The sequence below is a fragment of the Paraburkholderia sp. J8-2 genome (assembly GCF_905220195.1).
Lineage (GTDB): Bacteria > Pseudomonadota > Gammaproteobacteria > Burkholderiales > Burkholderiaceae > Paraburkholderia.
In genome coordinates, this window is the sequence record NZ_CAJMZA010000037.1 from 43,800 (window position 1) to 68,947 (window position 25,148).

Annotated in this window: 23 protein-coding genes; 11 read left to right on the forward strand and 12 right to left on the reverse strand. The window is 65.5% G+C overall.

The window, feature by feature from the left end; all coding sequences use genetic code 11:
• Positions 1–41: 41 nt before the first annotated feature.
• The 7 genes from U5A52_RS38025 to U5A52_RS38055 are packed head-to-tail and all read left to right on the forward strand — an operon-like array spanning position 42 to position 7,094.
• Positions 42–998: an ABC transporter permease gene (locus U5A52_RS38025; RefSeq protein ID WP_321913388.1), complete on the forward strand. Its 957-nt coding sequence runs from the start codon at positions 42–44 to the stop codon at positions 996–998.
• The gene (locus U5A52_RS38030) at positions 995–1,948 is read left to right on the forward strand and encodes an ABC transporter permease (protein WP_321913389.1); all 954 of its coding nucleotides are present in this window, start codon (positions 995–997) and stop codon (positions 1,946–1,948) included. Before U5A52_RS38025 ends, U5A52_RS38030 begins: the two co-directional genes overlap by 4 nt.
• Positions 1,945–3,810 carry an ABC transporter ATP-binding protein gene (locus tag U5A52_RS38035; RefSeq protein ID WP_321939253.1) on the forward strand — a complete coding sequence of 622 codons (1,866 nt, stop codon included), beginning with the start codon at positions 1,945–1,947 and terminating at the stop codon, positions 3,808–3,810. The genes U5A52_RS38030 and U5A52_RS38035 overlap by 4 nt, the downstream gene beginning before the upstream one ends.
• Positions 3,807–4,127, forward strand: a complete 321-nt coding sequence (locus U5A52_RS38040; RefSeq protein ID WP_321913391.1) for a (2Fe-2S)-binding protein — start codon at positions 3,807–3,809, stop codon at positions 4,125–4,127. Before U5A52_RS38035 ends, U5A52_RS38040 begins: the two co-directional genes overlap by 4 nt.
• Positions 4,106–5,572, forward strand: coding sequence for an FAD/NAD(P)-binding oxidoreductase (locus tag U5A52_RS38045; protein ID WP_321939256.1), 1,467 nt, complete (start codon positions 4,106–4,108; stop codon positions 5,570–5,572). The genes U5A52_RS38040 and U5A52_RS38045 overlap by 22 nt, the downstream gene beginning before the upstream one ends.
• Complete coding sequence (locus U5A52_RS38050) at positions 5,569–6,747, forward strand: FAD-dependent oxidoreductase (protein WP_321939258.1); 1,179 nt, start codon at positions 5,569–5,571, stop codon at positions 6,745–6,747. Before U5A52_RS38045 ends, U5A52_RS38050 begins: the two co-directional genes overlap by 4 nt.
• Positions 6,748–6,749: 2 nt before the next feature.
• Positions 6,750–7,094 carry an AraC family transcriptional regulator gene (locus tag U5A52_RS38055; protein ID WP_321939259.1) on the forward strand — a complete coding sequence of 115 codons (345 nt, stop codon included), beginning with the start codon at positions 6,750–6,752 and terminating at the stop codon, positions 7,092–7,094.
• A 20-nt stretch (positions 7,095–7,114) separates the two neighbouring features.
• On the opposite strand, the gene U5A52_RS38060 is transcribed toward U5A52_RS38055, so the two are convergent.
• The 9 genes from U5A52_RS38060 to U5A52_RS38100 all read right to left on the reverse strand — a co-directional run bounded on the left by U5A52_RS38060 (position 7,115) and on the right by U5A52_RS38100 (position 15,077).
• Positions 7,115–7,459, reverse strand: coding sequence for a cupin domain-containing protein (locus U5A52_RS38060; RefSeq protein WP_321939277.1), 345 nt, complete (start codon positions 7,457–7,459; stop codon positions 7,115–7,117).
• Between the two features lie 37 nt (positions 7,460–7,496).
• On the reverse strand, positions 7,497–8,468 hold the full coding sequence (locus U5A52_RS38065; RefSeq protein ID WP_321939261.1) for a M14 family metallopeptidase: 972 nt from the start codon (positions 8,466–8,468) through the stop codon (positions 7,497–7,499).
• On the reverse strand, positions 8,465–9,937 hold the full coding sequence (locus U5A52_RS38070) for an NAD-dependent succinate-semialdehyde dehydrogenase (RefSeq protein ID WP_321913396.1): 1,473 nt from the start codon (positions 9,935–9,937) through the stop codon (positions 8,465–8,467). The genes U5A52_RS38065 and U5A52_RS38070 overlap by 4 nt, the downstream gene beginning before the upstream one ends.
• A 166-nt stretch (positions 9,938–10,103) precedes the next feature.
• Positions 10,104–10,604, reverse strand: coding sequence for an Lrp/AsnC family transcriptional regulator (locus U5A52_RS38075; protein ID WP_042269347.1), 501 nt, complete (start codon positions 10,602–10,604; stop codon positions 10,104–10,106).
• Between the two features lie 44 nt (positions 10,605–10,648).
• Positions 10,649–12,067: an aspartate aminotransferase family protein gene (locus U5A52_RS38080; RefSeq protein WP_321913397.1), complete on the reverse strand. Its 1,419-nt coding sequence runs from the start codon at positions 12,065–12,067 to the stop codon at positions 10,649–10,651.
• Positions 12,068–12,269: 202 nt separating this feature from the next.
• Positions 12,270–13,196 carry a glyoxylate/hydroxypyruvate reductase A gene (locus tag U5A52_RS38085; RefSeq protein ID WP_321939263.1) on the reverse strand — a complete coding sequence of 309 codons (927 nt, stop codon included), beginning with the start codon at positions 13,194–13,196 and terminating at the stop codon, positions 12,270–12,272.
• Between the two features lie 16 nt (positions 13,197–13,212).
• A complete protein-coding gene (locus U5A52_RS38090) occupies positions 13,213–14,088 on the reverse strand; it encodes a GNAT family N-acetyltransferase (RefSeq protein WP_321939264.1) in 876 nt (291 codons plus the stop codon).
• A 151-nt stretch (positions 14,089–14,239) separates the two neighbouring features.
• Positions 14,240–14,614, reverse strand: coding sequence for a BON domain-containing protein (locus tag U5A52_RS38095; protein ID WP_321939266.1), 375 nt, complete (start codon positions 14,612–14,614; stop codon positions 14,240–14,242).
• Between the two features lie 169 nt (positions 14,615–14,783).
• The gene (locus U5A52_RS38100; RefSeq protein WP_321913401.1) at positions 14,784–15,077 is read right to left on the reverse strand and encodes a hypothetical protein; all 294 of its coding nucleotides are present in this window, start codon (positions 15,075–15,077) and stop codon (positions 14,784–14,786) included.
• Positions 15,078–15,186: 109 nt separating this feature from the next.
• On the opposite strand from U5A52_RS38100, the gene U5A52_RS38105 reads away from it, so the two are divergent.
• Complete coding sequence (locus U5A52_RS38105; protein ID WP_321939268.1) at positions 15,187–16,152, forward strand: GlxA family transcriptional regulator; 966 nt, start codon at positions 15,187–15,189, stop codon at positions 16,150–16,152.
• Between the two features lie 13 nt (positions 16,153–16,165).
• Here the strand turns inward: U5A52_RS38105 and U5A52_RS38110 are convergent, their stop codons facing one another.
• Together U5A52_RS38110 and U5A52_RS38115 are read right to left on the reverse strand one after the other, a co-directional pair.
• On the reverse strand, positions 16,166–16,879 hold the full coding sequence (locus U5A52_RS38110) for a GNAT family N-acetyltransferase (RefSeq protein WP_321939270.1): 714 nt from the start codon (positions 16,877–16,879) through the stop codon (positions 16,166–16,168).
• Positions 16,880–17,006: 127 nt separating this feature from the next.
• On the reverse strand, positions 17,007–17,870 hold the full coding sequence (locus tag U5A52_RS38115) for an NmrA family NAD(P)-binding protein (protein WP_321939272.1): 864 nt from the start codon (positions 17,868–17,870) through the stop codon (positions 17,007–17,009).
• 228 nt (positions 17,871–18,098) lie between these two features.
• On the opposite strand from U5A52_RS38115, the gene U5A52_RS38120 reads away from it, so the two are divergent.
• The gene (locus U5A52_RS38120) at positions 18,099–19,013 is read left to right on the forward strand and encodes a LysR family transcriptional regulator (protein ID WP_321913404.1); all 915 of its coding nucleotides are present in this window, start codon (positions 18,099–18,101) and stop codon (positions 19,011–19,013) included.
• A gap of 131 nt (positions 19,014–19,144) precedes the next feature.
• On the opposite strand, the gene U5A52_RS38125 is transcribed toward U5A52_RS38120, so the two are convergent.
• A complete protein-coding gene (locus tag U5A52_RS38125; protein WP_321913405.1) occupies positions 19,145–19,582 on the reverse strand; it encodes a carboxypeptidase regulatory-like domain-containing protein in 438 nt (145 codons plus the stop codon).
• A 507-nt stretch (positions 19,583–20,089) separates the two neighbouring features.
• Here U5A52_RS38125 and U5A52_RS38130 point away from each other — a divergent pair.
• Positions 20,090–22,303, forward strand: coding sequence for a glycoside hydrolase family 3 C-terminal domain-containing protein (locus U5A52_RS38130; protein WP_321939274.1), 2,214 nt, complete (start codon positions 20,090–20,092; stop codon positions 22,301–22,303).
• 354 nt (positions 22,304–22,657) lie between these two features.
• Complete coding sequence (locus U5A52_RS38135; protein ID WP_321939276.1) at positions 22,658–24,931, forward strand: EAL domain-containing protein; 2,274 nt, start codon at positions 22,658–22,660, stop codon at positions 24,929–24,931.
• Positions 24,932–25,148 lie beyond the last annotated feature (217 nt).

Consider the following 25,148-nt stretch of genomic DNA (forward strand, 5'->3'; position numbering starts at 1 on the left):
ACCGATTTCCCGCTTCATGATGCTCAGGGAGGCGACATCCGATGAAAGCTCACGCGCAACGTCTCATTGCCGCGCGTCTCGGTCTCGCGCTGCTCACGTTGCTGATCGTCTCGGCAATCGTGTTCGGCCTCACGGGCCTCTTGCCCGGCGACGCCGCGCAGCAGGCCCTCGGCCAGGCGGCCACGCCCGAGCAGGTGGCCGCGTTGCGTCACCAGTTCGGCCTCGATCAGCCCGCGCTCACGCGTTATGTCCACTGGCTATTGCAGGCCGTGACCGGCAACTTCGGCACGTCGGTGTCGAACAACCAGCCGGTGAGCGAGCTGATCGCCACGCGCCTGCCGAATTCGCTCGTGCTGGCCGGGCTCACCACGCTGGTTTCCGTGCCGCTCGCGCTCGCCATCGGCATCTTTTCCGCTGTGTTCCGCGGGTCGCTGCTCGATCGCGCACTGAACGTGCTCACGCTTTCCGCCGTGGCCGTGCCCGAGTTTCTCGTCGCCACCATCGCGGTGCTGATCTTCGCGGTGAAGCTGCGCTGGCTACCTGCGCTCGCGTACCTCTCCGAGGTGGACTCGTTCGGCACGCTCCTGCGTATCTATGCGATGCCGGTCATGACGCTGTGCTGCGTGATCGTCGCGCAGATGGCGCGCATGACGCGCGCCGCCGTGCTCGACCAGTTGGGGGCGCCGTATGTGGAAATGGCCCGCCTGAAGGGCGCTTCACCTGCTCGCATCGTGCTGCGCCACGTGCTGCCGAACACGATCGGCCCGATCGCCAATGCGGTAGCGCTCAGCCTCTCGTATCTCTTTGGCGGCGTGGTGATCGTGGAGTCGATCTTCAACTATCCGGGCCTCGCGAGCCTGATGGTCGACGCCGTGACGAACCGCGATCTGCCGCTCGTGCAGGGCTGCGTGATGGTGTTCTGCGCCGCGTATCTGGTGCTCGTGCTGATCGCGGACCTGTGTCAAATCGTATCCAACCCGAGGCTGCGTCAACGATGAACCGACCCGCCACATCCCATGCCGCGACCGTGCTCTACGCGACCAGCGAGAGCGAGGAACGCGCCGCCGAGGTTGCCAAGGACGTACAGAGCGATGTTCCCACGCCGCCGCGCTCGCCGCTGCGCCGTATCGTCGGGCGCCTCTCGGTGCTCGGCCTGATCGGACTTGCCATTGTCGTGTTCTGGCTCGGCGTGGCCTTCATCGGGCCGCTCGTCGCGCCGTACAAGGGCGGCGCCATCACCTCCACGGAGATCTTCGGCTCGTATAGCGCGGCGCATCTGCTCGGCACCGATTTCCTCGGCCGCGACATGCTGAGCCGCGTGCTCTACGGCACGCAGTACACGGTGGGCCTCGCGCTCGCCGCCACGCTGCTCGCAAGCGGCATCGGCACGTTCTTCGGACTGCTTGCGGCTGTCGCGCCGCGCTGGATCGACGAGGTGCTGAGCCGCCTGTTCGACGCGTTGATCTCCATTCCGAGCAAGGTGCTCGCGCTCGTCGTGATCGCGGCGTTCGGCTCGTCGGTGCCTATGCTCATCACCGTCGCAGCGCTCGCCTATATTCCGGGAGCGTTTCGCATCTCGCGCTCGCTCGCCGTGAACCTGATGACGCTCGAATACGTGCAGGTCGCCCGGGCGCGCGGAGAGGGGCTGTTCTATATCGCCCGCGTGGAGGTGCTGCCGAACATGATCCACCCCATGCTCGCCGACTTCGGCCTGCGCTTCGTGTTCATCGTGCTGCTGCTCTCGGGCCTCTCGTTCCTCGGCCTCGGCGTGCAGCCGCCGGATGCGGACTGGGGCTCGCTCGTGCGCGAGAACATTGGCGGCCTCGCGGAAGGCGCGCCCGCCGTGCTGATGCCGGCCGTCGCCATCGCGACGCTGACCGTCGGCGTCAACCTGCTGATCGACAGCCTGCGCCGTCACGGCGGCCGCGCGCATGGAGGCGGAAAATGAACATGATCGAAGTGACGGGCCTGCGCGTGGTCGCGGGCGCGGTGCCCGATCCGGTCGTCGAGATCGTCAAGGGCGTCGACTTCACGGTGAAAAAGGGCGAAGTGCTCGCGCTGATCGGCGAGTCGGGGTCGGGCAAGACCACCATCGCGCTCTCGCTGCTCGGCCATGCGCGCGAGGGCTGCGCCATCGCGGGCGGCAGCGTGAAGATTGGCGGCACGGATGTGCTCGCGCTCGACGAACGCGGCCGCCGCGCACTGCGCGCGCGCACCGTGGCTTATGTGGCGCAGAGCGCTTCGGCGGGCTTCAATCCGGCGCGCACGATCATGGATCAGGTGACCGAGCCCGCGCTGCTGCACAAGCTGATGTCGCCCGCGGCGGCGCGCGAGAAAGCGGTGAGCCTGTTCCGCGCGCTCGCGCTGCCTTCGCCGGAGACGATAGGCGCGCGCTATCCGCATCAGGTTTCCGGCGGCCAGTTGCAGCGGCTGATGGCGGCAATGGCGCTTATCACCGATCCCGCCGTGGTCGTGTTCGACGAACCCACCACGGCGCTCGACGTGACCACGCAGATCGAAGTGCTCGCGGCGTTCCGCAAGGTCGTGCGCGAGCTGGGTACGACGGCTGTGTACGTGTCGCACGATCTCGCAGTCGTCGCGCAGATGGCCGATCGTATCGTCGTCCTGAACAATGGCGCGGTGCGCGAGAACGGCACGACGCTCCAGGTGCTCGACGCTCCCGCCGACGACTACACGCGCGCGCTGCTGGCCGCGCGCCGTCACCCCGATCCCGGTCCGCCCGTCGCGCCGCCGCCTGCCGAGGTGCCGCTACTCGAAGTTCGCAGCCTGATCGCGGGCTATGGCCGCGTCGATGCGAACGGTGTGCCGGCCGTGCGCGTGCTGGAGGACGTGAGCCTGCGCATCCCGCGCGGCAGTGCGCTCGGCGTGATCGGCGAATCGGGCTCGGGCAAGACGACGCTCGCGCGCGTGGTGGCGGGGCTCGTCGAGCGTGCGCGCGGCGAGGTGCTGCTCGACGGCGTGCCGCTGCCCGCCACGCTTTCGGCGCGCACGCCCGACCAGTACCGCCGGATCCAGATCGTGTTCCAGAACGCGGACACGGCGCTGAACCCGAGCCGCACGATCGCCGATATCCTCGCGCGGCCCATGTGCTTCTATCACGGTCTGCGCGGCGCGCGGGCGCAAAAGCGCATGCTCGAACTGCTGGACCTCGTGAAGCTGCCCGCGTCGATTGCGAAGCGCCAGCCGGGCGCGCTCTCGGGCGGCCAGAAGCAGCGCGTGAACCTCGCTCGCGCGCTCGCGGCGGAGCCCGCGCTCATTCTGTGCGACGAGGTGACCTCTGCGCTCGACACCGTGGTCGGTGCAGCGATTCTCGACTTGCTCGCCGAATTGCGGCGCGAGCTGGGCGTCTCGTACATGTTCATCAGCCACGATATTTCGACGGTGCGCGCGATTTGCGATGACGTCGTCGTGCTGTACGGCGGCCAGTGCGTGGAGGCGGGTCAGCGCGATGTGCTGGAAGCGCCGCCTTATCACCCGTACACGGGCCTGCTCGTCGATTCGGTCCCGGCCCTGCAGCCGGGCTGGCTCGATGCACGGCGCGCTGTAGCGGGCACGGCGCTCCCGCCGCTTGGCGCCTCGGCCGAAGTGCGCGAACTGTGCGCGTTCCGCGCGCGATGCCCGGTGCGCATCGACGGCGCCTGCAACGTCACGCCGCCCGCGATCAAGCGCTTGCCTGGCGGCGCGCAGATTCTTTGCCATCACACGACGGCCGAACTGCAGCGGCTTCAGACCGCACAGGCGGCACAGGTCGCGCAAGCCACGCAAGCCACAAAGAGGGCCGCCGCATGAGCGCACGCTTCGTGAGAGTGGCGGAAGCGGGCCGGCCGACCTTCGACATCGAAATCGACGGCCGCATGGCGCAGGCCGCCGAGGGCGACACGCTGATGGTCGCGCTGCTCGCCACGCAGGACGCGCTGCGCGACTGCGAGTTCGACGACGGGCGGCGTGCCGGCTTCTGCCTGATGGGTGCGTGCCAGGACTGCTGGGTGTGGACCGCGCAGGGCGAGCGGCTGCGCGCTTGCACGACGCCGGCGGCGCCGGGCATGTCGATCGTGACGCGCAATGCGCTTGCCGGGGAGGGCGTATGGCCGCGCGCGCAGAACTGAAGGTGGTCGTGATCGGCGCGGGGCCCGCTGGCGTGCGCGCGGCGCAAACATTGGTCGCGGCGGGGCTGCGCCCTGTCGTGGTGGACGAAGGGCGGCGCGATGGCGGGCAGATCTACCGCCGCCAGCCCGAAGGCTTCAAGCGCAGCTACGAAACGCTCTACGGCACCGAGGCCGCGCGCGCGGCGTCGCTGCACCGCGACTTCGACGCGCTGCGCCCGCAGATCGATTACCTGCCCGACACGCTAGTCTGGAACGTCGGGCCGAAGTCCGTGCACCTCGCAAGCGGTGCGCGCTATCACGAGCTGGCCTTCGACGCGTTGATCGTCTGCAGCGGCGCGACCGACCGGCTCATGCCGGTGCCGGGCTGGCATCTGGCGGGCGCCTATAGCCTGGGCGGCGCGCAGGTCGCGCTGAAGTCGCAGGGCTGCGCCATCGGCGCGCGCACCGTCATGATGGGCACAGGCCCGCTGCTTTACCTCGTCGCCGCGCAGTACGTGAAAGCGGGCGCGACGGTGAGCGCGGTGCTCGATACGTCCACGACAGGCCAGCGCGTGCGCGCGTTGCCCGATCTGCTGCAAGTGCCCGCCACGTTGCGCAAGGGCATGGCGCTGCTGCGCACGCTGCGCCGCGCGGGCGTGCCGGTGCATCGCGGCGTCACGCCGCTCGCCATCGACGGCACGCCCGAGCACGGCGTGAGCGCCGTACGCGTGAAGCTCGCAAACGGGAACGAGCAGCGCGTGGCGTGCGACGCCGTCGCGCTCGGCTATCACCTGCGCTCCGAAACGCAAATCGCCGATCTCGCCGGTTGTGCGTTCGCGTTTGATGCGGCTGCGCGGCAATGGCTGCCCGAAGTCGATCAGGACGGCCGCAGCAGTGTGGCAGGCGTGTATCTCGCTGGGGACGGCGCGCGCGTGCGCGGCGCCGACGCGGCCGAGCGCGCGGGGCGTCTCGCTGCGCTTGCGGCCTTGCAGGATGCGGGCGTGGGCTCATCGAACGAAGCGCTTGCCGAGACAGCAAGACTGCGCGTTGAACTCGCGCGTTTCACGCGCTTCGCACAAGGCTTGCGCAAAGCCTTTCCGTGGCCCGCGCACTTCGCGGCGGCGCTGCCTGACGACACCGTAGTGTGCCGTTGCGAAGCCATCACGGCGGGCGAGTTGCGCCGCGTGGTGCGCGAGACGGGCGCAACCGAAGCGAATCGCGCGAAGGCCTTTTCGCGCGTGGGAATGGGGCGCTGCCAGGGGCGCTTTTGCGCGCACGCAGGGGCCGAAGTGATTGCCGCCGAGGCGCGCGTGCCGCTCGAAGCCGTGGGCCGCCTGCGCGGGCAAGCGCCGGTGAAGCCGCTCACGATGACGCTGAGCGCCGTAGAGAATGGCATTGACGAAACGCAGGCCATAGCCGCACAAACGCAGCACGGCGCGTGCTGCGCAAAGGAGTTCAGCGAATGACGGATCGCGCCGATGTGATCGTGATTGGAGGCGGCATCATCGGGACGTCCACGGCGTTCTTCCTGAGCCGCCGCAAGCGCTCAGTGATCCTGATCGAGCGCGGGTTGACGGGCCAGCAGGCAAGCGGCGTGAACTTCGGCGGCGTGCGCCGCCAGGGCCGCGCGCTCTCGCAGCTCGCCATGTCCAATCGCGCGCTCGATATCTGGTATCGCGCGCAGTCGCTGCTTGGCGAAGATGTGGAGTTCCTGCCTTCGGGCCACACGCGCGTGTGCTATCACGCACACGACGCCGAGTACTTTCATCGCTACGCCGAGCAAGCGCGTGCATACGGGCTCGATCTCGAAGTGCTCGAAGGGGCGGCGATGTTCAAGCGCTTTCCGTTCCTTGGCCGCGAAGTGCTGGCCGCCTCCCTCTCGCCGCGTGACGGCCACGCCAATCCGCGTCTGGCCGCACCGGCCTTCGGCCGCGCTGCCGCGCGCATGGGTGCGCAGCTCGTGGAGAACACCGAGATCGTGCGGGTCGAAAAGGAAGCAGGCGGCTTTCGCGTGGAGAGCGCAACAGGGCACGTGTGGCGCGCGCAGCAGCTGCTGATTTGCGCCGGTGCATGGGCGGGGGCGCTCTCCGAGCAGTTCGGCGAGCCGGTGCCGCTCGTTGCGCGCGGCCCGCAGATGGCCGTGACCGAGCCCGTGCCCTACCGCTTCACGCATTCGATGGGCGTCTACACGTCGGTCAAGGAAGAAAGCGTGTACTTCCGGCAGATTCCACGCGGCAACCTCGTGCTGGGCGGCGGCCCCGCGGGTCCCGCCGACACCGGCACGCGCCGCGCCGGCGTGCTGCCCGGCAACACCGTGCAGCAGATCGCGCAGTTTCGCCGGCTGGTGCCCGCGCTCGCGCCGCTGCACGTGATCCGCGTGTGGAGCGGCGTGGAAAGCTATCTGCCGGACTCGGAGCCCGTGATTGGTCCGAGTTCGACAACGGAGGGCCTTTTCTACGCATTCGGCTTCAGCGGTTCGGGCTTCCAGATCGGGCCCGGCGTGGGCGAAACGCTCGCGGAACTGCTCGACGCCGGCGCAACCGACATGCCGCTCGAACCGTTTTCGATTGCGCGCTTCGGGCGCAGTCCATTGGCGGCATCTGCGGTCGGCGCTCAGGCATCGACCGCGAGCGAGGCTTGATCATGCATAACGCGACCGTGACTCCGCTTCGCGACGCGCTGGCCTATATCGAAGCGAATTTCGACAAGGCGGTGAGTCTCGCCGAACTGGCCGAGGTGTCCGCGCTCAGCGTGTCGCGCTTCGCTACCGTGTTTCGTCAGCAGGTCGGCCTTTCGCCCTACAAGTACCTGTGCGAAGTGCGCGTGCGCCGCGCGCAGCACTTGCTGCTGGCGGGCGTGCCGGGCGCCGTGGTGGCGACCGAAGTCGGTTTCTTCGATCAGAGCCATCTGGCGCGCCATTTCAAGCGCTTTTGCGGCGTGACGCCCAGCGCCTTTCTGCAGCAGGCGCGAGCGCTCGAAGCGGCTTGAGCGCTCGCCCGCGTCTCGCGTCACAAAATGACGTAGACCTTGCGCATCGTTTCGTCGACTTCCCACGTGCCTTCCGTGTTCGCCGCGAAGAACAGCGTATCGCCGCCGCGAAAATGCACGGTTGCCTCGCCGTCGGGCGTGAAGCGTCCGCTTCCGCTCAGGATGTGCATGACCTCCGCTTCTTTCACCGAGCGCCGGTAGGTGCCGCTGGTGCATTCGAAGAGCCCCGTATCGATAGATTCGGTGCCCGGAATCACTTTTTGCACGCCCGAGACGCGTATCGTCTGCGAGCCGGGTGCGCCCGCGCTGCCCCAGTCCTCCAGTGCCTGCACGTTAATGCTTTGCGTGATCTGCTGAACTTTCATCATTCGTTCGTTTGCCTAAGTAAAAAGAGAAAGCGCTTCAGCGCTTCTGATCGATGCGCTGCTCGATCTTGCCGAGCCGAACCACGGTCACGCCCGGGCGCAACTGGCGCAGCGAGGGCATCACGAGTATACAGTCGTCGTAGGGCGTGACGACCGGCTCGCCGTTGGACCAGCCGATCACGGCGCCCGCCCTGGGGAACACTTCGAGGCCCGTGTACTCGCCCGCGAAACGAAAGTCCATGCTCTTCGCCACCACGGGCTCCGTCACGCGCACGACACGCATTTCCGGTGGCAGCGGCTGTAGCCAGCCCGCGGGCAGGTCCGCTTCGTCCACCACACCCGAGAGCAGCAGAAAGCGCGCGGTGACATCGCGCGCCACGGTCACGGCGCTCGCTTCCCAATGCTGTCCGCACTCGATCAACAGCGCGTTCTTCGCGCTCGCCGCGTCGCCGAAGCCTTCGTAGTCGCGCATGCGGCGGCCTTCAGGGTGGCCTTCGTCGCAGATGACGGTGGCCGGCGCGCCAAGCCGCGCCGAGAGTTCGACGCCCTTGGCAAGCGGCCCCGCGACGATGAGCGGCCTGGACTTCTCGTGCATCGAATGCAGATCGAGCAGCAGATCGACGTCGTCGATCACGGGCCGCATCGCGCGGGCGCGGCGCAGTTCGCTCGAGTCGCGCGTGAGGTCGTCGAGTGCCTGCGCGGTCCATACGCGGTTGAAGTCCTGATCGACGAAACGCGCGGCGTCGGGGCACGCAGGATCGAAGCGGCCATAGGCCTCCACGTTCGCGAACGCGAGCGTGAGCTTGCCGTGCCGTGGCCGCAAGCGCGCGCGCAGCAACGCATCGACGACGATCGCGCCGCACACCTCGTTGCCGTGCGTGAGCGCGTTGATCATCACGTGCGGGCCGGGCACGCCCGAATCGAACGTATGCACATAGGGGATGCCGGTTTCGCTGCGCTCGTGCGCGGCGAGGTCAGGAAACGCAACTTCGATCGGATAGGTGCTCATGCAAGCCCTCCCTGGCAGAGGTATTTGAGGCAGAGATAATCGTCGAGCCCGTACTTCGAGCCCTCGCGGCCATAGCCCGATTCCTTCACGCCGCCAAAGGGCGCAGCTTCGCTGGCGAGCGCGCCCTCGTTGATGCCGACGATACCCGCTTCGAGCTGCCGCGCGACGCGGTCGATGCGGCGCACGTCCTGGCTGTAGAAGTACGAGGCGAGGCCATAGGGCGTGTCATTCGCGGCGTGGATGGCGTCGGCTTCATTCTCGAAGCGGAACAGCGGCACAACCGGGCCGAAGGTTTCTTCGCAGCTTAGCTGCATGTCGGGCGTGGCGTTTGCGAGCACCGTGGGCGCGTACCAGTTCGGGCCCAGTTCCGCGAGGCGCTTGCCGCCCGTGAGCACGCGGGCGCCGCGGCTCACGGCGTCGTCCACGTGGCGGGCGATCTTCTCGACCGCGCGCGCATTGATCATCGGGCCGATCTGCGCGGCGGGGTCGGTCGCGGGCGCGACTTTCAAGGCGGCCACGCGCGTGGCGAGCTTGTCGGCGAAGCGCTCGAACACGCCCGACTGCACGTACACGCGATTCGGGCACACGCAGGTCTGCCCGCCGTTGCGGAATTTCGCGGCCATGAGGCCTTCCACAGCCGCATCGAGATCGGCGTCGTCGAACACGATGAACGGCGCGTTGCCGCCCAGTTCGAGCGAGAGCTTCTTGAGCGTGCCCGCCGATTCTTTCGCGAGATGCTTGCCCACGGGCGTCGAACCGGTGAAGGTGATCTTGCGCACGCGGCTGTCGGCGAGCCAGTCCGCCACAGCGCTCACGCCGCGCTCGCGCGAAGCGCAGATGAGGTTCAGCACGCCAGGCGGCACACCCGCCTCGTGCGCGAGCATCACGAGCGCGAGCGCGGTGAGCGGCGTGTCTTCGGCCGGTTTGCCGACCACTGTGCAGCCTGCTGCCAAGGCAGGGGCGATCTTGCGGGCGATCATCGCGAGCGGGAAGTTCCAGGGCGTGATTGCCGCGACCACGCCCACCGGTTCTTTCACTGCGCTCATGCGCTTGCCGCGCTGCTGCTGCGGGATGATGTCCCCGTAGATGCGCGTGGCCTCGTCGGCGAACCATGCAACATACGACGCGCCATACATGGCTTCGCCGCGCCCTTCGTGCAGCGGCTTGCCTTGTTCGAGCGAAATCAGTTGACCCAGCTCGTCGGCGTTCTCGACGATCAGCGCATGCCAGCGGCGCAGTATCGCGGCGCGTTGCGCGGGGAGCGTGTCGCGCCACGCGGGGAACGCGCGCGCGGCGGCGTCGGTGGCGGCGCGGGCGTCGCTCGCATCGCTGTCGGCGATCTCGGCGATCGTGTTGCCGGTCGCGGGATCGGTCACGGCGAAGCGCGTGCCGGAGGCGGCGGGCACCCATTGCCCGTCGATGAAGTTGTCGCTGCGAATCAGCGCGCTCAAGGGGTAACGCGTAGTCATATGCCGATTCCTTTCCGCCCATGCGGAAGTCGGTGGTTCGATGCGAGGCAATGAGCGCGCACGACCAGCGCGCCGAAACCGTGAAGTTTCAGCGCGAAGCGTGCGCGAGAAAATGGATGCGAGGCGAGAGAGCGCGAGGCGCGTGCCTCACGTCCGTTGCCCATGCTCAGGAATGCAGGTTCTGCGAAAACAGCGTTTCGAGCGGATAGTGCGTCTTGACGAACGCCGTCTTGATGATCACGTAGCTGAAGTACTTCTCGATGCCAATGTCGCGCTCCAGCAGCCCTTCGACAATGCTTTGATAGTGGCTCACGCTGCGCGCGACAAACTTCAGCAGATAGTCGTAGCCGCCGCTCGCAAGATGGCATTCGACCACCTCGTCCACTTCGCGTATGGCCTTCTCGAACTTGATGAAGTCCTCGCGGCGATGGTCGGCGAGCGTGACCTCGGTGAACACCATCTGCACGTCGCCGAGCTTTTCCAGCTGGATCTGCGCGCCGTAGCCGACGATGAACCCCGCCTTCTCCAGACGTTTCACGCGGATCAGGCAGGGGCTGGGCGACAGCCCGACTGCGTCGGCCAGTTCGACATTCGTGATGCGCCCCCGCTTCTGCAGTTGCGAGAGGATGCGCAGATCGATTCGGTCCAGCTTGCAGTCGTTGCTCATCGTGATGGGGGCGGCCCCGCATGTCGAAGTATCGAGTGATGTTATCACGCGGCGACACGGGCGCTGACCCCATTCTTTACCTTCAATGCAGCGTGCACTTCGGGCTGCGCGAGCACGTCGTCGAGTGTTTTTTCGAGGCGCTCGAACAGCAGGTCGAACTCGCTTTCGGTGTACGAAAGCGCGGGCGCGAAGCCGAGTATGCCGTCGCCGAACGCGCGGAATACGAGGCCGTTGCCGTACGCTGCGGCGGCAATGCGATCGGGCAGGCCGAGCGATGCGTCGAAGCGCTGCTTGCTCTCCTTGTCGGCCACGAGTTCGAGCGCGCCGAGCAAACCGCGGTGACGCGAGTCGCCCACGAGCGGGTGCGCGAGCAGCGCGTCGAGCCCGGCGGCAAAGCGCGGTGCGCGCGCCACGCCGTTCGCGAGCAGACCGCCTTCGTGATAGAGGCGCATGACTTCGAGGCCGATGGCCGCGCTCACCGGGTGCGCCGAATACGTGTGGCCGTGGCCGACCACAGCGGCGCTGTCGCCATCGGCAATGCCTTGATAAATGGCGTCCGACATCAGCACAGCGCCCATCGGTGCGTAGCCTGCCGTGAGGCCCTTGGCCACGGTCATCAGATCCGGCTCGACGTCTTCGGCCTGGCACGCGAAGAGCGGGCCCGTGCGGCCAAAACCCGTAATCACTTCATCGGCGACGAACAGAATATCGAGCTTGCGGCACGCTTCGCGCATGGCTTTCAGCCAGCCTTCGGGCGGTACGATCACGCCGCCCGAACCCTGGATCGGCTCGCAGAAAAACGCGGCGACGTTTTCGGCGCCGAGTGCGGCGACCTTCGCTTCGAGCGCGGCGACCGAAGCGGCGACGAGCGCGGCGTCGTCCGCATGCTCGCTGCGATACGCATAAGGCGAGGGAATGTGATGCTGCGTGGCGAGCGGCAAGTCGAAGTTGCGATGAAACGCGGGCAATGCAGTGAGCCCCGCACCGACCGCCGACGAGCCGTGATAGCCGCGCTCCTGCGCGATGATGTGCTTCTTCGCGGGGCGGCCCGTTGCGTTGTAGTAGTGCGTGATGAAGCGCAGCGCAGAATCCACGGCATCGGAGCCGCCCAGCGTGAAGTACACATGCTGCAGCGAAGCGGGCGCGCGTTCGACGAGTTGCGCGGCCAGTTCGATGGCGGGCTCCGAGCCGAAGTGGAAGTAGCCGGTCGCGTAGGGCAGGCGCGCCATCTGGCGTGCAGCGGCTTCGACGATGCTTTGATGGCCGTAGCCCGTGTTGACGCACCAGAGGCCGGAGAACGCGTCGAGCAGTTCGTTGCCGTCGGCGTCGCGCAGGAACACGCCCTGGGCGGAGTCGAGCACGGTCACGCCGCGCGCTTCGTGTGCGCGGTAGTTCACGACGGGATGGATCAGATGTTTGCGGTCGGCTTCTATGAGCGAGAGAGTCTGCGAGCGATTCGGCATGGTTCGGTTCCCGGCTGAAAAGTCAGAGGAGTGCGGCGCTTGGGCCATTGATCAGGCGTTGATTGGCCGTTGATTCACCGTTCCATGCTACCGGGCCGATGCCGTTACACGCTTCGCCAAATAATTCGCGAAATAGCGAGTTTGTGGCGTTTTGATCGGGGGCCGCAGCATATTCTGCTGAGCCCTTTTAGCGCCAGTCGCTTCAGTAACCGCGCGTGCGGTCGATGAGGCCGAGCATCGGCAAGCCGTCGCGGTGGCGGCGGATGTTCTCGAGCACGACATCGACGGCTGTTTCGGGGCGCGTGGCGCTGGCGATATGCGGCGTGAGGCGCACGCGCGGATGCGTCCAGAACGGATGCTCCGGCGGCAGCGGTTCGGGGTCCACGACATCGAGAATCGCATTGTGCAGGTGGCCGCTATCGAGCGCGTCGAGCAGCGCCCGCTGGTCGAGCTGCGGCCCGCGCCCGACGTTGATGAACGACGCGCCCTGCGGCAGCCTGGCGAAGAGCGTGGCGTCGAGCAGCCCGCGCGTGGCTTCGGTGAGCGGCAGCAGGCAGATGAGGATATCGGTGCGCGCAAGGAAGGCGTCGAGCGCTTCGGCGCCCGCATAGCACGCAACGCCTGGCAAGGTGCGCGGCGAGCGGCTCCAGCCTGCGCAGTCAAAGCCGAAGAGGTGCAGGCGTTCGAGCACCGCACTGCCCAGCATGCCGAGCCCCAGCACGCCAACGCGCCGAGACGCCGCGGCGCGCACCGGCCGGGCGCGCCATACGCGCTGTTGCTGTTGCAAGGCGTAGTCGAACAGATCGCGGTGGATGGTCAGGACCGCCTGCGTCACATACTCGACCATCCCTTCGACGATGCCCGGCTCGATCATGCGCACCACGGCGACATGGTCGGGCACGCCTGAGAGATCGAACTGGTCGATGCCTGCGCCCACGGAGAAAATCACTTCGAGATTGGGCAGCGTGCGCGCGGGATTCTCGGGCGGCTGCCACGCCGCGAGATAACGCACGTCGGCGGGGTCGCCGGTATCGGGCCACAGGCGGAACGGGATGTCGGGAGCCTTGTGCGCGAAGAGTTGCGCCCATTGCTTGCCGCGCTCGGGGTCGGCTTTGTAGAGGAGCGTCATGGGGCGGTCCTCGCAGTCAGCCGAGCGCTTGATTGACGATGGCGAATTGCAGCACGGACGGGTCGCGTACGGGCGCGCCGTTGCGCGCCATCTTCACGACGGAGTCGACGCGCGCGAGCCCGATCGATTCGAGCCACGGGCCGAGGCCCTGTTCGTCGGGCGTATCGAGTCGCGTGAAGGCGCCTGCGTTGGCGGCCAGGCGGTTGGCGATCAACGCTTTGGCTCGCTGCAGGTGCAATCCATCGTCGGCGGCGACGGCCACCGGACCGATCGCATGGCCGCGCCCGAATGGGCGCAACAGCGCGAAGCCGACCACCGTGTCGCCACGCACGAGCGCCACGCCCTCGGACACGTCGAGCAGCGGCGGCACGAGCGCGCCGCGGTCGAGCCCGCTCGCGCGCGACGCGAGTTCGATCAAGCGCGGCGTATCGCCCGGTTCGAGCGGACGCACGCGCTCGCCCGGCGGCGGCTCGACAAGGGGCGCCGCGAAGCTGTCACCCTGATGCTGATGCAGCAGGCCGATCTTCTCGAAGCCGAGCTTTTCGTAGAGCGGCTGGCCTGCCTGCGTGGCGTGCAGCACGGTCATGCGCGGGCCGAGCGCTTCGAGCAGGCGCTCCATGAGCATGCGGCCGATGCCGCGGCCCTGCTGGTCGGCCGAGACGATCACGAGACCGAGCGTCGCGCCATGCTCGCCCCATGGCCAGCACAGCGCCGTGCCGACCACGGTCTTGCCTTCGCGAACCACGAAACCGTGCCCGGCCGCGGCGGCGAAACGCCAGTCGTCGCTGCGATGCGGCCAACGGAATTGCAGGGAAAGCGCGTGGGCGCCCTCGATATCGGATTCGGTGAAAGTCTCGCAGACGAGAGTCGAGGACGCGGGCTGGCCGGACACGGAGGGCTCCTTGATCGAAGTTCGATAGGTCAACTTCGACTTTGACAGGATGCGCGCCACGGGAATAGGACGATCCTGCTGTACGGCCGATCGAATTCGCCGACGAGTCCGCTCCTCAGTCCTCTTCTCAGTCATCTTTCAGGTTCACCAATCAAGGTCCGCTGCTGCGGGCCGTACGCACCGTCAAGTGGTTGGACACCGAGGTCACGCCGCTTACCGACCCAGCCGCGTCGCCGGCCCGCGCGATCTGTACCTCATGCGGTACCGACCCCGTCAACGAGACGACGCCGTGATGCGCCGTGACGTGGATGTTGGCGAAATTCAGTCCCGTCGTGCGCGTGAAGGCGCGGCGCACGTCACGCACCAGCGCACTGTCCGAGCGGCCCGATGGCGCGGGGGCGCCTTCTTGAGCGGAGGTCTCGCCGGGCGCGCTCGCGGCCGTTTGCGCGTACGCATAACCCGCGCAACTCGCGATGGCCGCGAAGACCAGCGTGCGGACGATTTGGCATTGACTGTTAGTTTTCATCCTTCTTCCCTTTGCCAGGTTTCCCAGGTTTCCCGACAGCCGCCAACGGATCGAAAACAAGCGGCGGATCAGTACGTTGTAGGTGAAATCTCTGGCGAGGAGAAGAAGGCTGCCAGGAGGCCGCCGGCAACCGATGACGCATGCGTGGACGGCGCCTCCTTTGCTGCGCTTACTTTCCTTGAAGGAGCAGACCGAGCGGCGCGAGCGGGCCCACCGGCAGCAGATCGAATGCGAGGATGTCGGCCTCGACGAGCGGCAGCGTGTCCAGCGTGGCCTTCACTTCATCCACCGAGCCCGAGCTCATGAGAAACACCACGCCGGGCTTGTCCTGGCGGAACCAGTACTGCTCGATTTTGCCGTCCAGGTAGAGCTTGAGCGTGGCCGGCACTTCGTGCGGCATGATCTCGTCGCGCTGCGCCGGGGTGAGTTCCTTGACGATCGATCCAATGGCGAGAACCTTCATGACAACCTCCGTGTTCAATGTTTGTTGCGACTTGCAACGCGATTGAGTGTATCGTTGGGGTCTCGTCGGCTGTACTGTCGCAAACGACAACTTTAGAGGCATTTACGCCATGCGCATTTCTGTCCTGGCTCTCGACGGCGTGTTCGATACCGGGCTTTCCGTCACGCTCGACGCGTTCTCGGCCGCAAACAAGCTTTCGGCGGCGGCCATGGGCGGCGTGCCGCGTTTCGACGTCACGCTCGTGGGGGTGAGAAAGCGCGTGCGTTCGGCTCACGGCCTGGTCGTGCCGGTGCAGGCGGTCGCGCAGGACATGAAGCCGGACTGGGTGATCGTGCCGGCACTGGTGACGCTGTCGCCACAAGAACTGATGCAGTCGTTCGAGCGCCCGGACGTTCAGCACGGCATCGGGCGCTTGCTCGAATGGCAAGCGGAAGGCGTGCGGGTCGGCGCTTCGTGCGTCGGGACCTTCATCCTCGCGGAGGCGGGGCTGCTCGATTACCGCGAAGCCACGACCAACTGGGCGCTCGCGCCGTTCTTCCGGCAGCGCTATCCGCATGTGCAACTCAATGAATCGCGCATGCTTGTGCCTTCGGATATCGGCGTGACCGCCGGCGCGGCCATGGGGCATCTCGATCTTGCGCTCTGGCTGATCCGGTCTGCGAGCCCGGAACTGGCATCGCTCGTTTCGCGCTATCTGCTGGCCGACATCCGCTCTTCGCAGGCGCCGTACATCATCCCGAATCATCTGGCGCAAGCCGATCCGCTCATTCAGCGCTTCGAGCAATGGGCGAGGAACAATCTCAGGACGGGATTTTCGCTGCAGGACGCCGCGAAGGCGCTGGCAACCAGTTCGCGCTCATTGCAGCGCCGTTGCCAGGAGGTGCTCGGCAAGTCGCCGCTCGCGTACTTTCAGGACTTGCGGGTCGAGCACGCGCAGTCGCTGCTGCGCAGCGGCAAGCTTGACCTGGAGAGAATTGCCGCCGAAGTCGGTTACGGCGACGGCGCGACGCTGCGCAGCCTGTTGCGGCAGCGGTTGGGAAGAGGGGTGCGGGAGCTGCGCGCCGACTTGTTGTAACTGTGCGGCTTTTCTACGGCGCGAGGCCAAGCACCGTGAGATGCATCTCGCGACGCTCGACAAAGCCCAGCGCGCGATAGATCGCAATCGCGCCGTAATTCGACGTGAGCACGTGCAGAAAGGGGGTTTCGCCGCGCGCACAGATCGACGCCACCAGCAGCTTCATCAGGCCCGTCGCGAGCCCTTGTCCCCTGAACGCCGCGTCCACGCACACAGCACTGATTTCGGTGTGCCCTTCGACCTTCATGCGCTCGCCTGCCATGGCGACGAGCTTGCCCGCTTTGCGCACGCCAACGTAGCCGCCAAATTCGATGGTGCGCGGACCGAACGGGCCGGGCTGCGTTGCGGCGGCCAGCGCGAGCATCTCCGGCACATCACGCTCCGTTAGCCGGACATGCTCCTGCGTGGCGGGCGCAGGGGGCTCACCTTGCCAGACCATTTGCAGCAGCGTGGCATGCCTGATCAGCGCGAAGCCGGCGGGCGGCTGCACGGCATCCAGCGTGGTCAGGGCAACGGGGGCGTGTTCTTCGATGAGTCCTCGCAAGGCGTCGAACGATTCGGGCGTGGTGTCCATCAACGCCGCAAAGGGCGCAATGGCGGGCGCATACCGCAGTGCGCCATCGTTCCCGACGGCAAGATGGCGCTGGCGGCCGGTTAGCGCGTGCCACACGGTATTGTCCAGCGCGGGCGTGCTGCCCGTGGATTTCGTTGCCAGCACATCGAGCATGATTCGCGCTTCCTTGGAGAAGGTGGAGGGTTTGCGACGACAGTCTAGTTGCGGCGCGTTCGGCGGACCACAGCCGAACGCGCCAACTTTGGCGTCAATCGCGCCAATGCCTTTCGTCACGCATCCGTCATGCATCCTTTACCAGCGCATCGAGCACGGTGTCCAGTTCGACCTCTCCGCGGACAATATCGTGGGCGGGTTTCTCGAAGCAGATCCAGCCCTCGTTGAATCCATCGAGCATGCGCATGCGTGGCTGGGGATGTTTCATGCCCTGCGAGATAAAGCGCGACTCCCAATGCCGCCGGTTTACCGCCACCGCTCGCACGGGCCTGCCAAGCACGTGGGCAAATGCGCAAGCCATGTCGTGCGCGCTCACGCGGCGCGGCCCCTCCAGTTCGACCACGCGTGTGCCGCTCCACGTCTGCTGGAGCAATTCGGCGGCGAGGCGGCCAACGTCTGCGGTTGCGACCATCGGCACGGCCTGGTCGAGCGGTTGCAGGTAGCTCTCGATCACGCCGTCGTCGCGTGCGGACGCGACATCCCACGCGGCGTTTTCCATGAACCAGCCGGGCCGCAGAAAGGTCACGGGCAGAGGCAGTGCGGCCAGCGCCTGCTCCATCAAGGAGAGTTGCGAGAGCAGATTGCTCTCTCGCGCCTGCGCGCCGATCGTCGACAGACAAACGACTTTCCCGGGCTGCGCGTGGCGGATCGCGGCGCACACGGTGTCGATGACCGCACGGGATTCGGGAAAGCCAGGCGAGGGATCGAACTGTGGCGGCAGCAGGATGAACACGGCCTGCGCGCCGCTGAAGGCAGCGGTAAGCGCTGCGGCGTCTTCCATGCTTGCCGTGGCCAGTTCGCATCCTTGTGCCTGCCACGACGCGGCGCGCGCGGCGTCGCGCACGACTGCCCGAACCGGTTGCCCCGAGGCAAGCAGCGTACGTGCGAGAGCGCCGCCCACTTTTCCGGTAATGCCTGTAATTGCGTACACTTGAAACCCTCCGAATGCGTCGACGAGATTGTCGAAAAACCCAAACACGATGGCCGTCACGCGCTGCCTGATCCCGTTTCGGTGAGACGCATTCTGGACGCACGGCGACCGAAGCTAAATGCCGCGCAGGGCACGAGATCCGTGACTCGGGCGCACGAATCGGATTGCCGATCCCTCATCGCCACGGCTGCCACGGGCCGCCGAACTGGCTGCGATTGAACGACGACATTGAGAACGACACTCGAGAACATTTCCGGCGCGATCAGTGTGTTTGCCGCCGTTGTAGACGCCGGGACGTTCGCCGCCGCGGCAGACGTGCTCGGCATGTCGCCGCCCGGCGTGAGCCGCGCAATTGCGCGGCTGGAAAAGCGCCTCGATATCCGGCTCTTCAATCGCACGACGCGATCGATCTCGCTCACCGAAGGCGGCCGCCGTTTTTACGAGCAGGTCGTCCCGCATCTCGCGGGGCTCGAGGAGGCGGCGATTGCGGCATCGGGCAACGCGTCGGCGGTGCGGGGCAGGCTTCGGGTCAACCTGGACCCGGTGTGCTATCGCGCGATTCTCGGCACGCAGCTCGACCGGTTCATGGACGCCCACCCCGAACTCGAGATCGAACTCATCGCGAGAGATAGCCTTGGCGACCTGGTGGCGGAGGGTTTCGATGTCGCGATGCGCTTCGGCAAGCCGAGATCGTCCACGCTAGTCGCACGCAAGCTGCTCGATACCGCCGTGGTGACGGTTGCGGCTCCAGCCTACCTCTCGCGCCGGGGAAGGCCGCTGCGTCCCGAAGATCTTGAAGGCACCGCTCACCGGTGCCTCGAATTCCGCGACCCCGAGACAGGCAAGCCCTATCCCTGGGAGTTTCATCGCAAGCGCAAGCATGTCGTGGTGGCGACGCATGGGCGGCTGACCGTAAACGATCCGGGCGCATTGCTCAATGCGTGTCTGGCCGGTTCCGGCATTGCGCAAATGCTTCTTCTCGGCGCCGAACCGCTAATTGCCGATGGCAGGCTGGTGAATCTCTTCCCCGACTGGCCTGACGAACGCTTTCCGCTTTACGTCTACTATCCCTCGCGCCAATACACGCCCGCAAAGACGCGCGCATTCATCGACTTCACCGTCGACTGGGCCGCGGCGCATTGATTGCGGATACCTTGCAGCGGCATGCGTTGCGGTCAGATCGTGAGCACGAGTTGCCGCGGCCGACTCTCTCGCGTCAACGGTAGCGCGGCTGCCTCGCGAGTCATTACGGCAGGCTGGAGATGCGATACGGCTTAGTGCTTGTGCGGAAACGAGAACGTCGCACGCGCGCTGCCGTTGCCGGCGACGTTCACGCGCTGTGTCCTCGTGACGTCGTTATAGGTGGCAGTGACCGTATAGCGTCCGCTCGGCAGCCGCACGAGCATGTACGGACCGTGCGAACGCGTGTCGAGCACGGTCGCGCCGCCGGCACCCGTGATCTTCACATCCACGTCGGCGACGTAGCTCGAACCGGGGCCGGTAAACAGCAGCGAGAGCGGCCACTGGCTGCGCGCGTGCCGCAGCGCCGTGGACTCGTCGCGGCCAACTCCGCCGGACACGAATGAGATGTCGCCTTGCTGCTCCGTTTGCGGCATGCCCGTTTGCGCGAGTGCGCCGCTTGCCAGGGTGAATGCACATGCCGCGACGAGCAGGGTCGAAGCGATTCGGGGAGCCTTGCGTTGCCTTTGCATCGTGGTCACTCCTTACGGGGATGTCGATTTCGCGCGCAGCGGCGCAAGCGCCGCCGCTTGTGCAGGCCTCGTAACAGATTAGCTTTTTTCGGCCCGCGTCGCGCATTGCGCGCTGGGGTCACGGGGGGTTGCTCGGTATTTGCGAACGTCATGCCATTCACATCGAATGGCGGTTTACCGTTGTGTTCGCAACAATCGCATTACTCGAATATTACGTTTTGCTGTCAATTTCGTACCTTTCATGCGTGTTAGTTAGCGCCAGCCGGGAAAATACTGAGATAAAAGCCCGTAAGGCGACTCAATAGTTTTTGTATGATTATTTGGAGTTTTGCTACATCAACCGGCGGGGTCCACGCGCAAGCACGCAAGCAAACGTTTGCGCGCAATGGCCACGCCAGTTTCCCCCGCAGGAAGTTCGTCGGCGTCTGACGCGGACGGCCGCTCTGCCAGACCTGTTCACCGCTCTGATCAGTACTCCATAACGTATTAGAAATCCCGGAGAGACATATGAGGATCACCCGTTGGCCCACCGCCACCGTACTGGTTGCGATGGCCGCTACCGCCTATGCCGGCGACAGCAGCAACGACGTACCTTATCCATTGCCAATGCCGTTGATGGCCGTCCCTCAGAACCTCGGTGCGCACGTACGCGCGGACTTGCTGCTCAAGCGCATGTCGCAGGACGAGAAGCTGCAGTTCATCCATTCCGAGTATCAAATGAGCGCCGTGCCCGGCGGCGGCGCGGGCTATATCCAGGGTGTGCCGCGTCTGGGCATTCCCGACCTGAACATGGTTGATTCCGCAACGGGCTCGGGCAGCACGAGCCAGAAGAGCACGACCTTTCCCGCGACGATCGCGCTCGCGGCAAGCTGGGACCCGTATCTCGCGCGCGACTTCGGCGCGCGCATAGCCGACCAGTTGCGCGAGCAAGGATTCGGCATGGGTCTGGGCGGCGGCACGAACCTCGCGCGCGAACCGCGCGGCGGGCGCCTCTTCGAGTATCTCGGCGAAGACCCCGTGCTGGCGGGCGAAATGCTCGCGGCGCGCACCATCGGCACACAGGGCCAGCAGGTGATCGCCACGATCAAGCACTACGTCGGCAACGAACAGGAAACGGGCCGGCAGGGCGGCAACAGCCAGATCGACGAGCGCACGCTGCGCGAACTCTATCTGCTGCCGTTCGAGATCGCCGCGAAGGAAGGGCGGCCTGGCAGCGTGATGTGCAGCTATAACCGCCTGAACGGCACTTACGCATGTGAGAACACGCATGTGCTGACCGACGTGCTGAAGAAGGATTGGGGTTTCCAGGGCCAGGTGCAGTCGGACTGGGGCGCGACGCATAGTACGGCACCGGCGATCAACGCGGGCCTCGACGAGGAAGAGGACGTAGGCCCCACGGTCTACCTCACGCCCGATCTGGTCAAGCAGGCGATCGCCTCGAAGGCAGTCTCGCAGGACCGCCTGGACGACATGGTGCGACGCAAGCTCTACGTGATGATCAGCACCGGCGTGCTGGACCATCCGGCTCAGGGAGGCGCTACGATCGACTTCGCGAAGTACAACGCGTTCACGCAGGCCGCAGAAGAGCAATCCATCGTTCTCCTGAAGAACGACAACAGCCAGCTGCCGCTTTCGGCGCCGAGCCTGCACAAGATCGCGGTGATCGGCGCGCATGCCGATACGGCCGTGCTGAGCGGTGGTGGCTCGGGCAACACACGCGATCCGGTGACGGGCAACTTCTCGGGCTGCGGCGGGCTCACGTTCGCTTCGTCCACGGGCTGCGGATGGTGGACCAACCCGTGGCTCAAGCTCAATACGCCGATCACGCAGGCGATCCAGCAACTCGCGCCTTCGGCGCAGGTGAGCTTTGCGGGCAACACGGACCAGACGCAGCCGTTCCGCGCCTATACGCAGCAGGAAATCACCCAGGCCGCTACGCTCGCAAGCCAGTCCGATGTGGCGATCGTCGTCGTGGCGCAGCCTGCGGGTGAGGACTTCGGCGACCTGCAAAGCCTGAGTCTCGCGAATCCGTCGAACCAGGATCAGCTGGTCGAGGCCGTTGCCAAGGCTAACCCGCGCACGATCGTGATCATCGAGAGCGGCAATCCGGTGCTGATGCCGTGGAAGGACCAGGTCGCGGCAATCGTCGAGGCATGGTATCCGGGCGAGGGCGGCGGCAAAGCGATTGCGAACGTGCTGTTCGGCCAGGTGAACCCTTCGGGCAAGCTGCCGGTCACGTTCCCGGCGCGCGATCAGGACACGCCAACGTGGGGAACGAACGGCGCCTTCGCGACCGATCCCGTGTACGCAGAAAAGCTGGACATGGGCTATCGCTGGTATGACGCGAACAACATCACGCCGCTTTACGAGTTCGGTTATGGCCTGTCGTATACGCACTTCAGCTATTCGGGCTTGACGGTGAAGCAGGGCCCGGGACATACGCTCACGGCGTCGTTCACGGTGCGCAACGATGGCCGCGTGGCCGGTGCGGAAACGGCGCAGGTGTATCTGGGCGTGAGCTATGCCGGCGAGCCGCCGCATCGTCTGGTGGGTTTCCAGAAGGTGTTCCTGAAGCCGGGCCAGTCGCAGCCGGTGCGCGTGACGATTACCGAACGCGCACAGAGCGTTTGGGACACGACGCGTAACGACTGGGCCTACGTGTCCGGCAGCGCGGTGTATGTGGGCGCGTCTTCGCGCGATATCCGCCTGCAGAGCCGGTAATCAGGAGGGCAAATGGAGGCTGCGTTGCCAGCCTCCATGCTTGAATATGTGAGAGCGCACGGCTCGCGAACGTTTGCGAGCCGATTCAGAATTAAATTCGCAAGTCTTTCCTTATCTATCATTCGCGTGCGCAAGCATGCAAACGCTAATTCCCGCCAACGCAATTGATTTCCGCGGGTAATCCCCATTCATTCTGAATAGGGAAACGGGATAAACTGACCCACCCGTCCGTGGGCCTTCCTCCGTTTGCGCGTTTTCCAGACTCACACCATTACGCTTCACTGTGACTCTGTCTCGTAGTGCCGCGCGCACGCGACGCATGGAAGCTGAACCAAAAAGAATACTAAATCAGCCATGAGACTGATCACACGCGCAGTGAACTGGCTTACCAAAGGCAACCGCCGCGGTCGAATCGTTGCGGTGCTCGTCCCCGCGTGGGTGAGCGCCGTGGCGGCGGCCGTGCTTGCCCAGCACTCCCGCGCCGCAATAGCGTGGCTCGTGATCGTGCTCGCGTGCACCACCGTGCTGCTGCTGCGCGTCTTCCAGCGCCTTGCTGCTCATTTGCGTTTGAGCGAAGAGCGTCTGAGCCTCGGGTTCGAAGGCATCAATGCCGGGCTATGGGACTGGGACCTTGTCAGCGACCGTGCCTATTATTCCCGCTATCTGTACCAGCAACTCGGCTATGGCGACGGCGACCTCCCCATGGACACGCGCGCGTTCAATGCGCTCGTGCATCCGGCGGATCTGCTCCGCTTGCGCGAGACCATTGTCAATCACCTGAAGCATGACAGCCTCTACGACGTCGAGTACAGACTGCGAATGGCCGATGGTCAGTATCTGTGGTGCCGGGGGCGCGGCAAGGCCATACGCGATGAGAGCGGGCGCGCGACGCGTATCGTCGGTTGCCTCTTCGATATCTCCGGGCTCAAGCGCGCGGAGGCGGCAGCCGCAAAGGAAAAGAGCCTTACCGAAGCGACGCTCGCTTCGATCGACGACGGTGTGATCCGCTTGGACAACGCGGCGAGCGTGACCTATTGCAACGCCGCCGCCGAGCGCATGCTCGGACGTCCCTCGCGCGACATCTACCGAAAGCCGCTGTTCGACGTTTGTGATCTCTACGACGAGCGCTCCGGCAATATCGTCACCGCTCAGTATCTGCACAACCGCGCAGCAGTGGCCGACGACGCGCAGCGCAGACTTTCGGTGACGCGTCCGGACGGCTCGCTCTTGCCCGTGGCGTGCTCCGTGGCGACGATCCGCGACGACGAAGAGGAAATGCTGGGCACGGTCATGGTGCTTCGTGACGCCAGCACGGAGCGCCAGCATGCTGCCGAACTCGAATATCAAGCTACGCACGATCATTTGACCGGTCTGCTGAACCGCCGCGAATTCGAGCGCCGGCTATCGGGCTTGCTCGAGAATGCCGGGGCACGCCCGCACGCGGTGATGTTCCTCGATCTCGATCAGTTCAAGGTCGTCAACGATACATGTGGCCACGCGGCCGGCGATGAATTGATTCGCAGCGTGGGCGGCGCGTTGCAGCAACAACTGCGAACTGCGCATATCCTCGCGCGCCTGGGCGGCGATGAATTCGGCGTCGTGCTGCCGGAGTGCTGCATCGACGACGCCCTGCGGGTCGCGGAGGATCTGCGGGAGGCCGTGACGGTCATTCGCCTGCCATGGGACCAGCGCTTGCTGACGACTGGCGTGAGCATTGGCGTCGTGGACGTAGACGCCACGCAGACTTCGACGTGGGACGTCATGAAGGCGGCCGATGTCGCCTGTTATATGGCCAAGGAAAAAGGCCGCAACCGCGTGCATCGGTATTGCCTCGAAGATCAGCTCCAGTCGACCACCCACACGCAGATGGAGTGGGTGGCCCGCGTAAAAGCGGCGCTCGAGCACGACCGGTTCCGCCTGTACGCGCAACAGATCAAGTCGCTCAAAGAGGGGGCTGTCGGCGAGCAAGTGCACGTCGAGTTGCTGCTACGCATGGTCGACGAATCGGGCGGCGTGATTCCCCCCGCGTACTTCATCGGGGCGGCCGAGCGCTTCAACTTGATGCCCCTGGTCGACCGATGGGTGATCGGCCGTGCTTTCGAAGCCATCGCGGCGGGCCATCTTGCGGCAAACGTCTGGTCGATCAACCTTTCCGGCGCGTCGCTCGGCGACGACGACTTGCTCGCGTATATCGTGCAGCAGCAGCAACGCTGCGGGATCCGCTTCGAAAGCGTGTGCTTCGAGATCACGGAAACCGCCGTGATCACCAATCTATCGAAAGCGATTGCTCTCATGGAGAGTCTGCGCGCGCTGGGTTGCCGATTCGCGCTCGACGATTTCGGTTCCGGCATGTCCTCGTTCACTTACTTGAAGCGCTTGCCGGTGGACTACCTGAAGATCGACGGCAGCTTCGTGCGCGGCATTGCCAGCAGCGACCTCGACCGGACCATCGTCCAGTCGATTCATCAGGTGGCCCATGCCGCGGGCAAGGCGACCATCGCCGAGTTTGTGGAAAGCGAGGCGATCATCGGGCGCCTCAGCGGGATTGGCATCGACTATGCGCAGGGGTTTTGTGTCGGGTTGCCCCAGCCGCTTCCCGAAAGCGTGGTCGAGAGCGTCAGCGCTTAAGCATGGCGGTCGTCAAGGCGATGCGACGCTAAATAGTCGGCGTAGCGACCCCTAAAAATAATTTTTAGAAAGTCGCTTGACGATATCCCAAATGACCCGCATAATTCGCCTCCTTCGCTGATCGCTGCGAACGAAAACGAAGCGATTAAGACGAATTGCTCTTTAAAAATTTACAGCCGATAAGTGTGGGCGCTTGATGCGGTGGCGGCCTGAATCT

Coding starts and splice junctions, on each gene's coding strand:
- U5A52_RS38070 (WP_321913396.1), bottom strand. CDS start 9,937: ATGACTACGCGTTACCCCTTGAGCGCGCTGATTCGCAGCGACAACTTC.
- U5A52_RS38055 (WP_321939259.1), top strand. CDS start 6,750: ATGCATAACGCGACCGTGACTCCGCTTCGCGACGCGCTGGCCTATATC.
- U5A52_RS38130 (WP_321939274.1), top strand. CDS start 20,090: ATGAGGATCACCCGTTGGCCCACCGCCACCGTACTGGTTGCGATGGCC.
- U5A52_RS38025 (WP_321913388.1), top strand. CDS start 42: ATGAAAGCTCACGCGCAACGTCTCATTGCCGCGCGTCTCGGTCTCGCG.
- U5A52_RS38035 (WP_321939253.1), top strand. CDS start 1,945: ATGAACATGATCGAAGTGACGGGCCTGCGCGTGGTCGCGGGCGCGGTG.
- U5A52_RS38135 (WP_321939276.1), top strand. CDS start 22,658: ATGAGACTGATCACACGCGCAGTGAACTGGCTTACCAAAGGCAACCGC.
- U5A52_RS38095 (WP_321939266.1), bottom strand. CDS start 14,614: ATGAAAACTAACAGTCAATGCCAAATCGTCCGCACGCTGGTCTTCGCG.
- U5A52_RS38100 (WP_321913401.1), bottom strand. CDS start 15,077: ATGAAGGTTCTCGCCATTGGATCGATCGTCAAGGAACTCACCCCGGCG.
- U5A52_RS38060 (WP_321939277.1), bottom strand. CDS start 7,459: ATGAAAGTTCAGCAGATCACGCAAAGCATTAACGTGCAGGCACTGGAG.
- U5A52_RS38045 (WP_321939256.1), top strand. CDS start 4,106: ATGGCCGCGCGCGCAGAACTGAAGGTGGTCGTGATCGGCGCGGGGCCC.
- U5A52_RS38085 (WP_321939263.1), bottom strand. CDS start 13,196: ATGACGCTCCTCTACAAAGCCGACCCCGAGCGCGGCAAGCAATGGGCG.
- U5A52_RS38105 (WP_321939268.1), top strand. CDS start 15,187: ATGCGCATTTCTGTCCTGGCTCTCGACGGCGTGTTCGATACCGGGCTT.
- U5A52_RS38050 (WP_321939258.1), top strand. CDS start 5,569: ATGACGGATCGCGCCGATGTGATCGTGATTGGAGGCGGCATCATCGGG.
- U5A52_RS38040 (WP_321913391.1), top strand. CDS start 3,807: ATGAGCGCACGCTTCGTGAGAGTGGCGGAAGCGGGCCGGCCGACCTTC.
- U5A52_RS38080 (WP_321913397.1), bottom strand. CDS start 12,067: ATGCCGAATCGCTCGCAGACTCTCTCGCTCATAGAAGCCGACCGCAAA.
- U5A52_RS38110 (WP_321939270.1), bottom strand. CDS start 16,879: ATGCTCGATGTGCTGGCAACGAAATCCACGGGCAGCACGCCCGCGCTG.
- U5A52_RS38075 (WP_042269347.1), bottom strand. CDS start 10,604: ATGAGCAACGACTGCAAGCTGGACCGAATCGATCTGCGCATCCTCTCG.
- U5A52_RS38065 (WP_321939261.1), bottom strand. CDS start 8,468: ATGAGCACCTATCCGATCGAAGTTGCGTTTCCTGACCTCGCCGCGCAC.
- U5A52_RS38030 (WP_321913389.1), top strand. CDS start 995: ATGAACCGACCCGCCACATCCCATGCCGCGACCGTGCTCTACGCGACC.
- U5A52_RS38125 (WP_321913405.1), bottom strand. CDS start 19,582: ATGCAAAGGCAACGCAAGGCTCCCCGAATCGCTTCGACCCTGCTCGTC.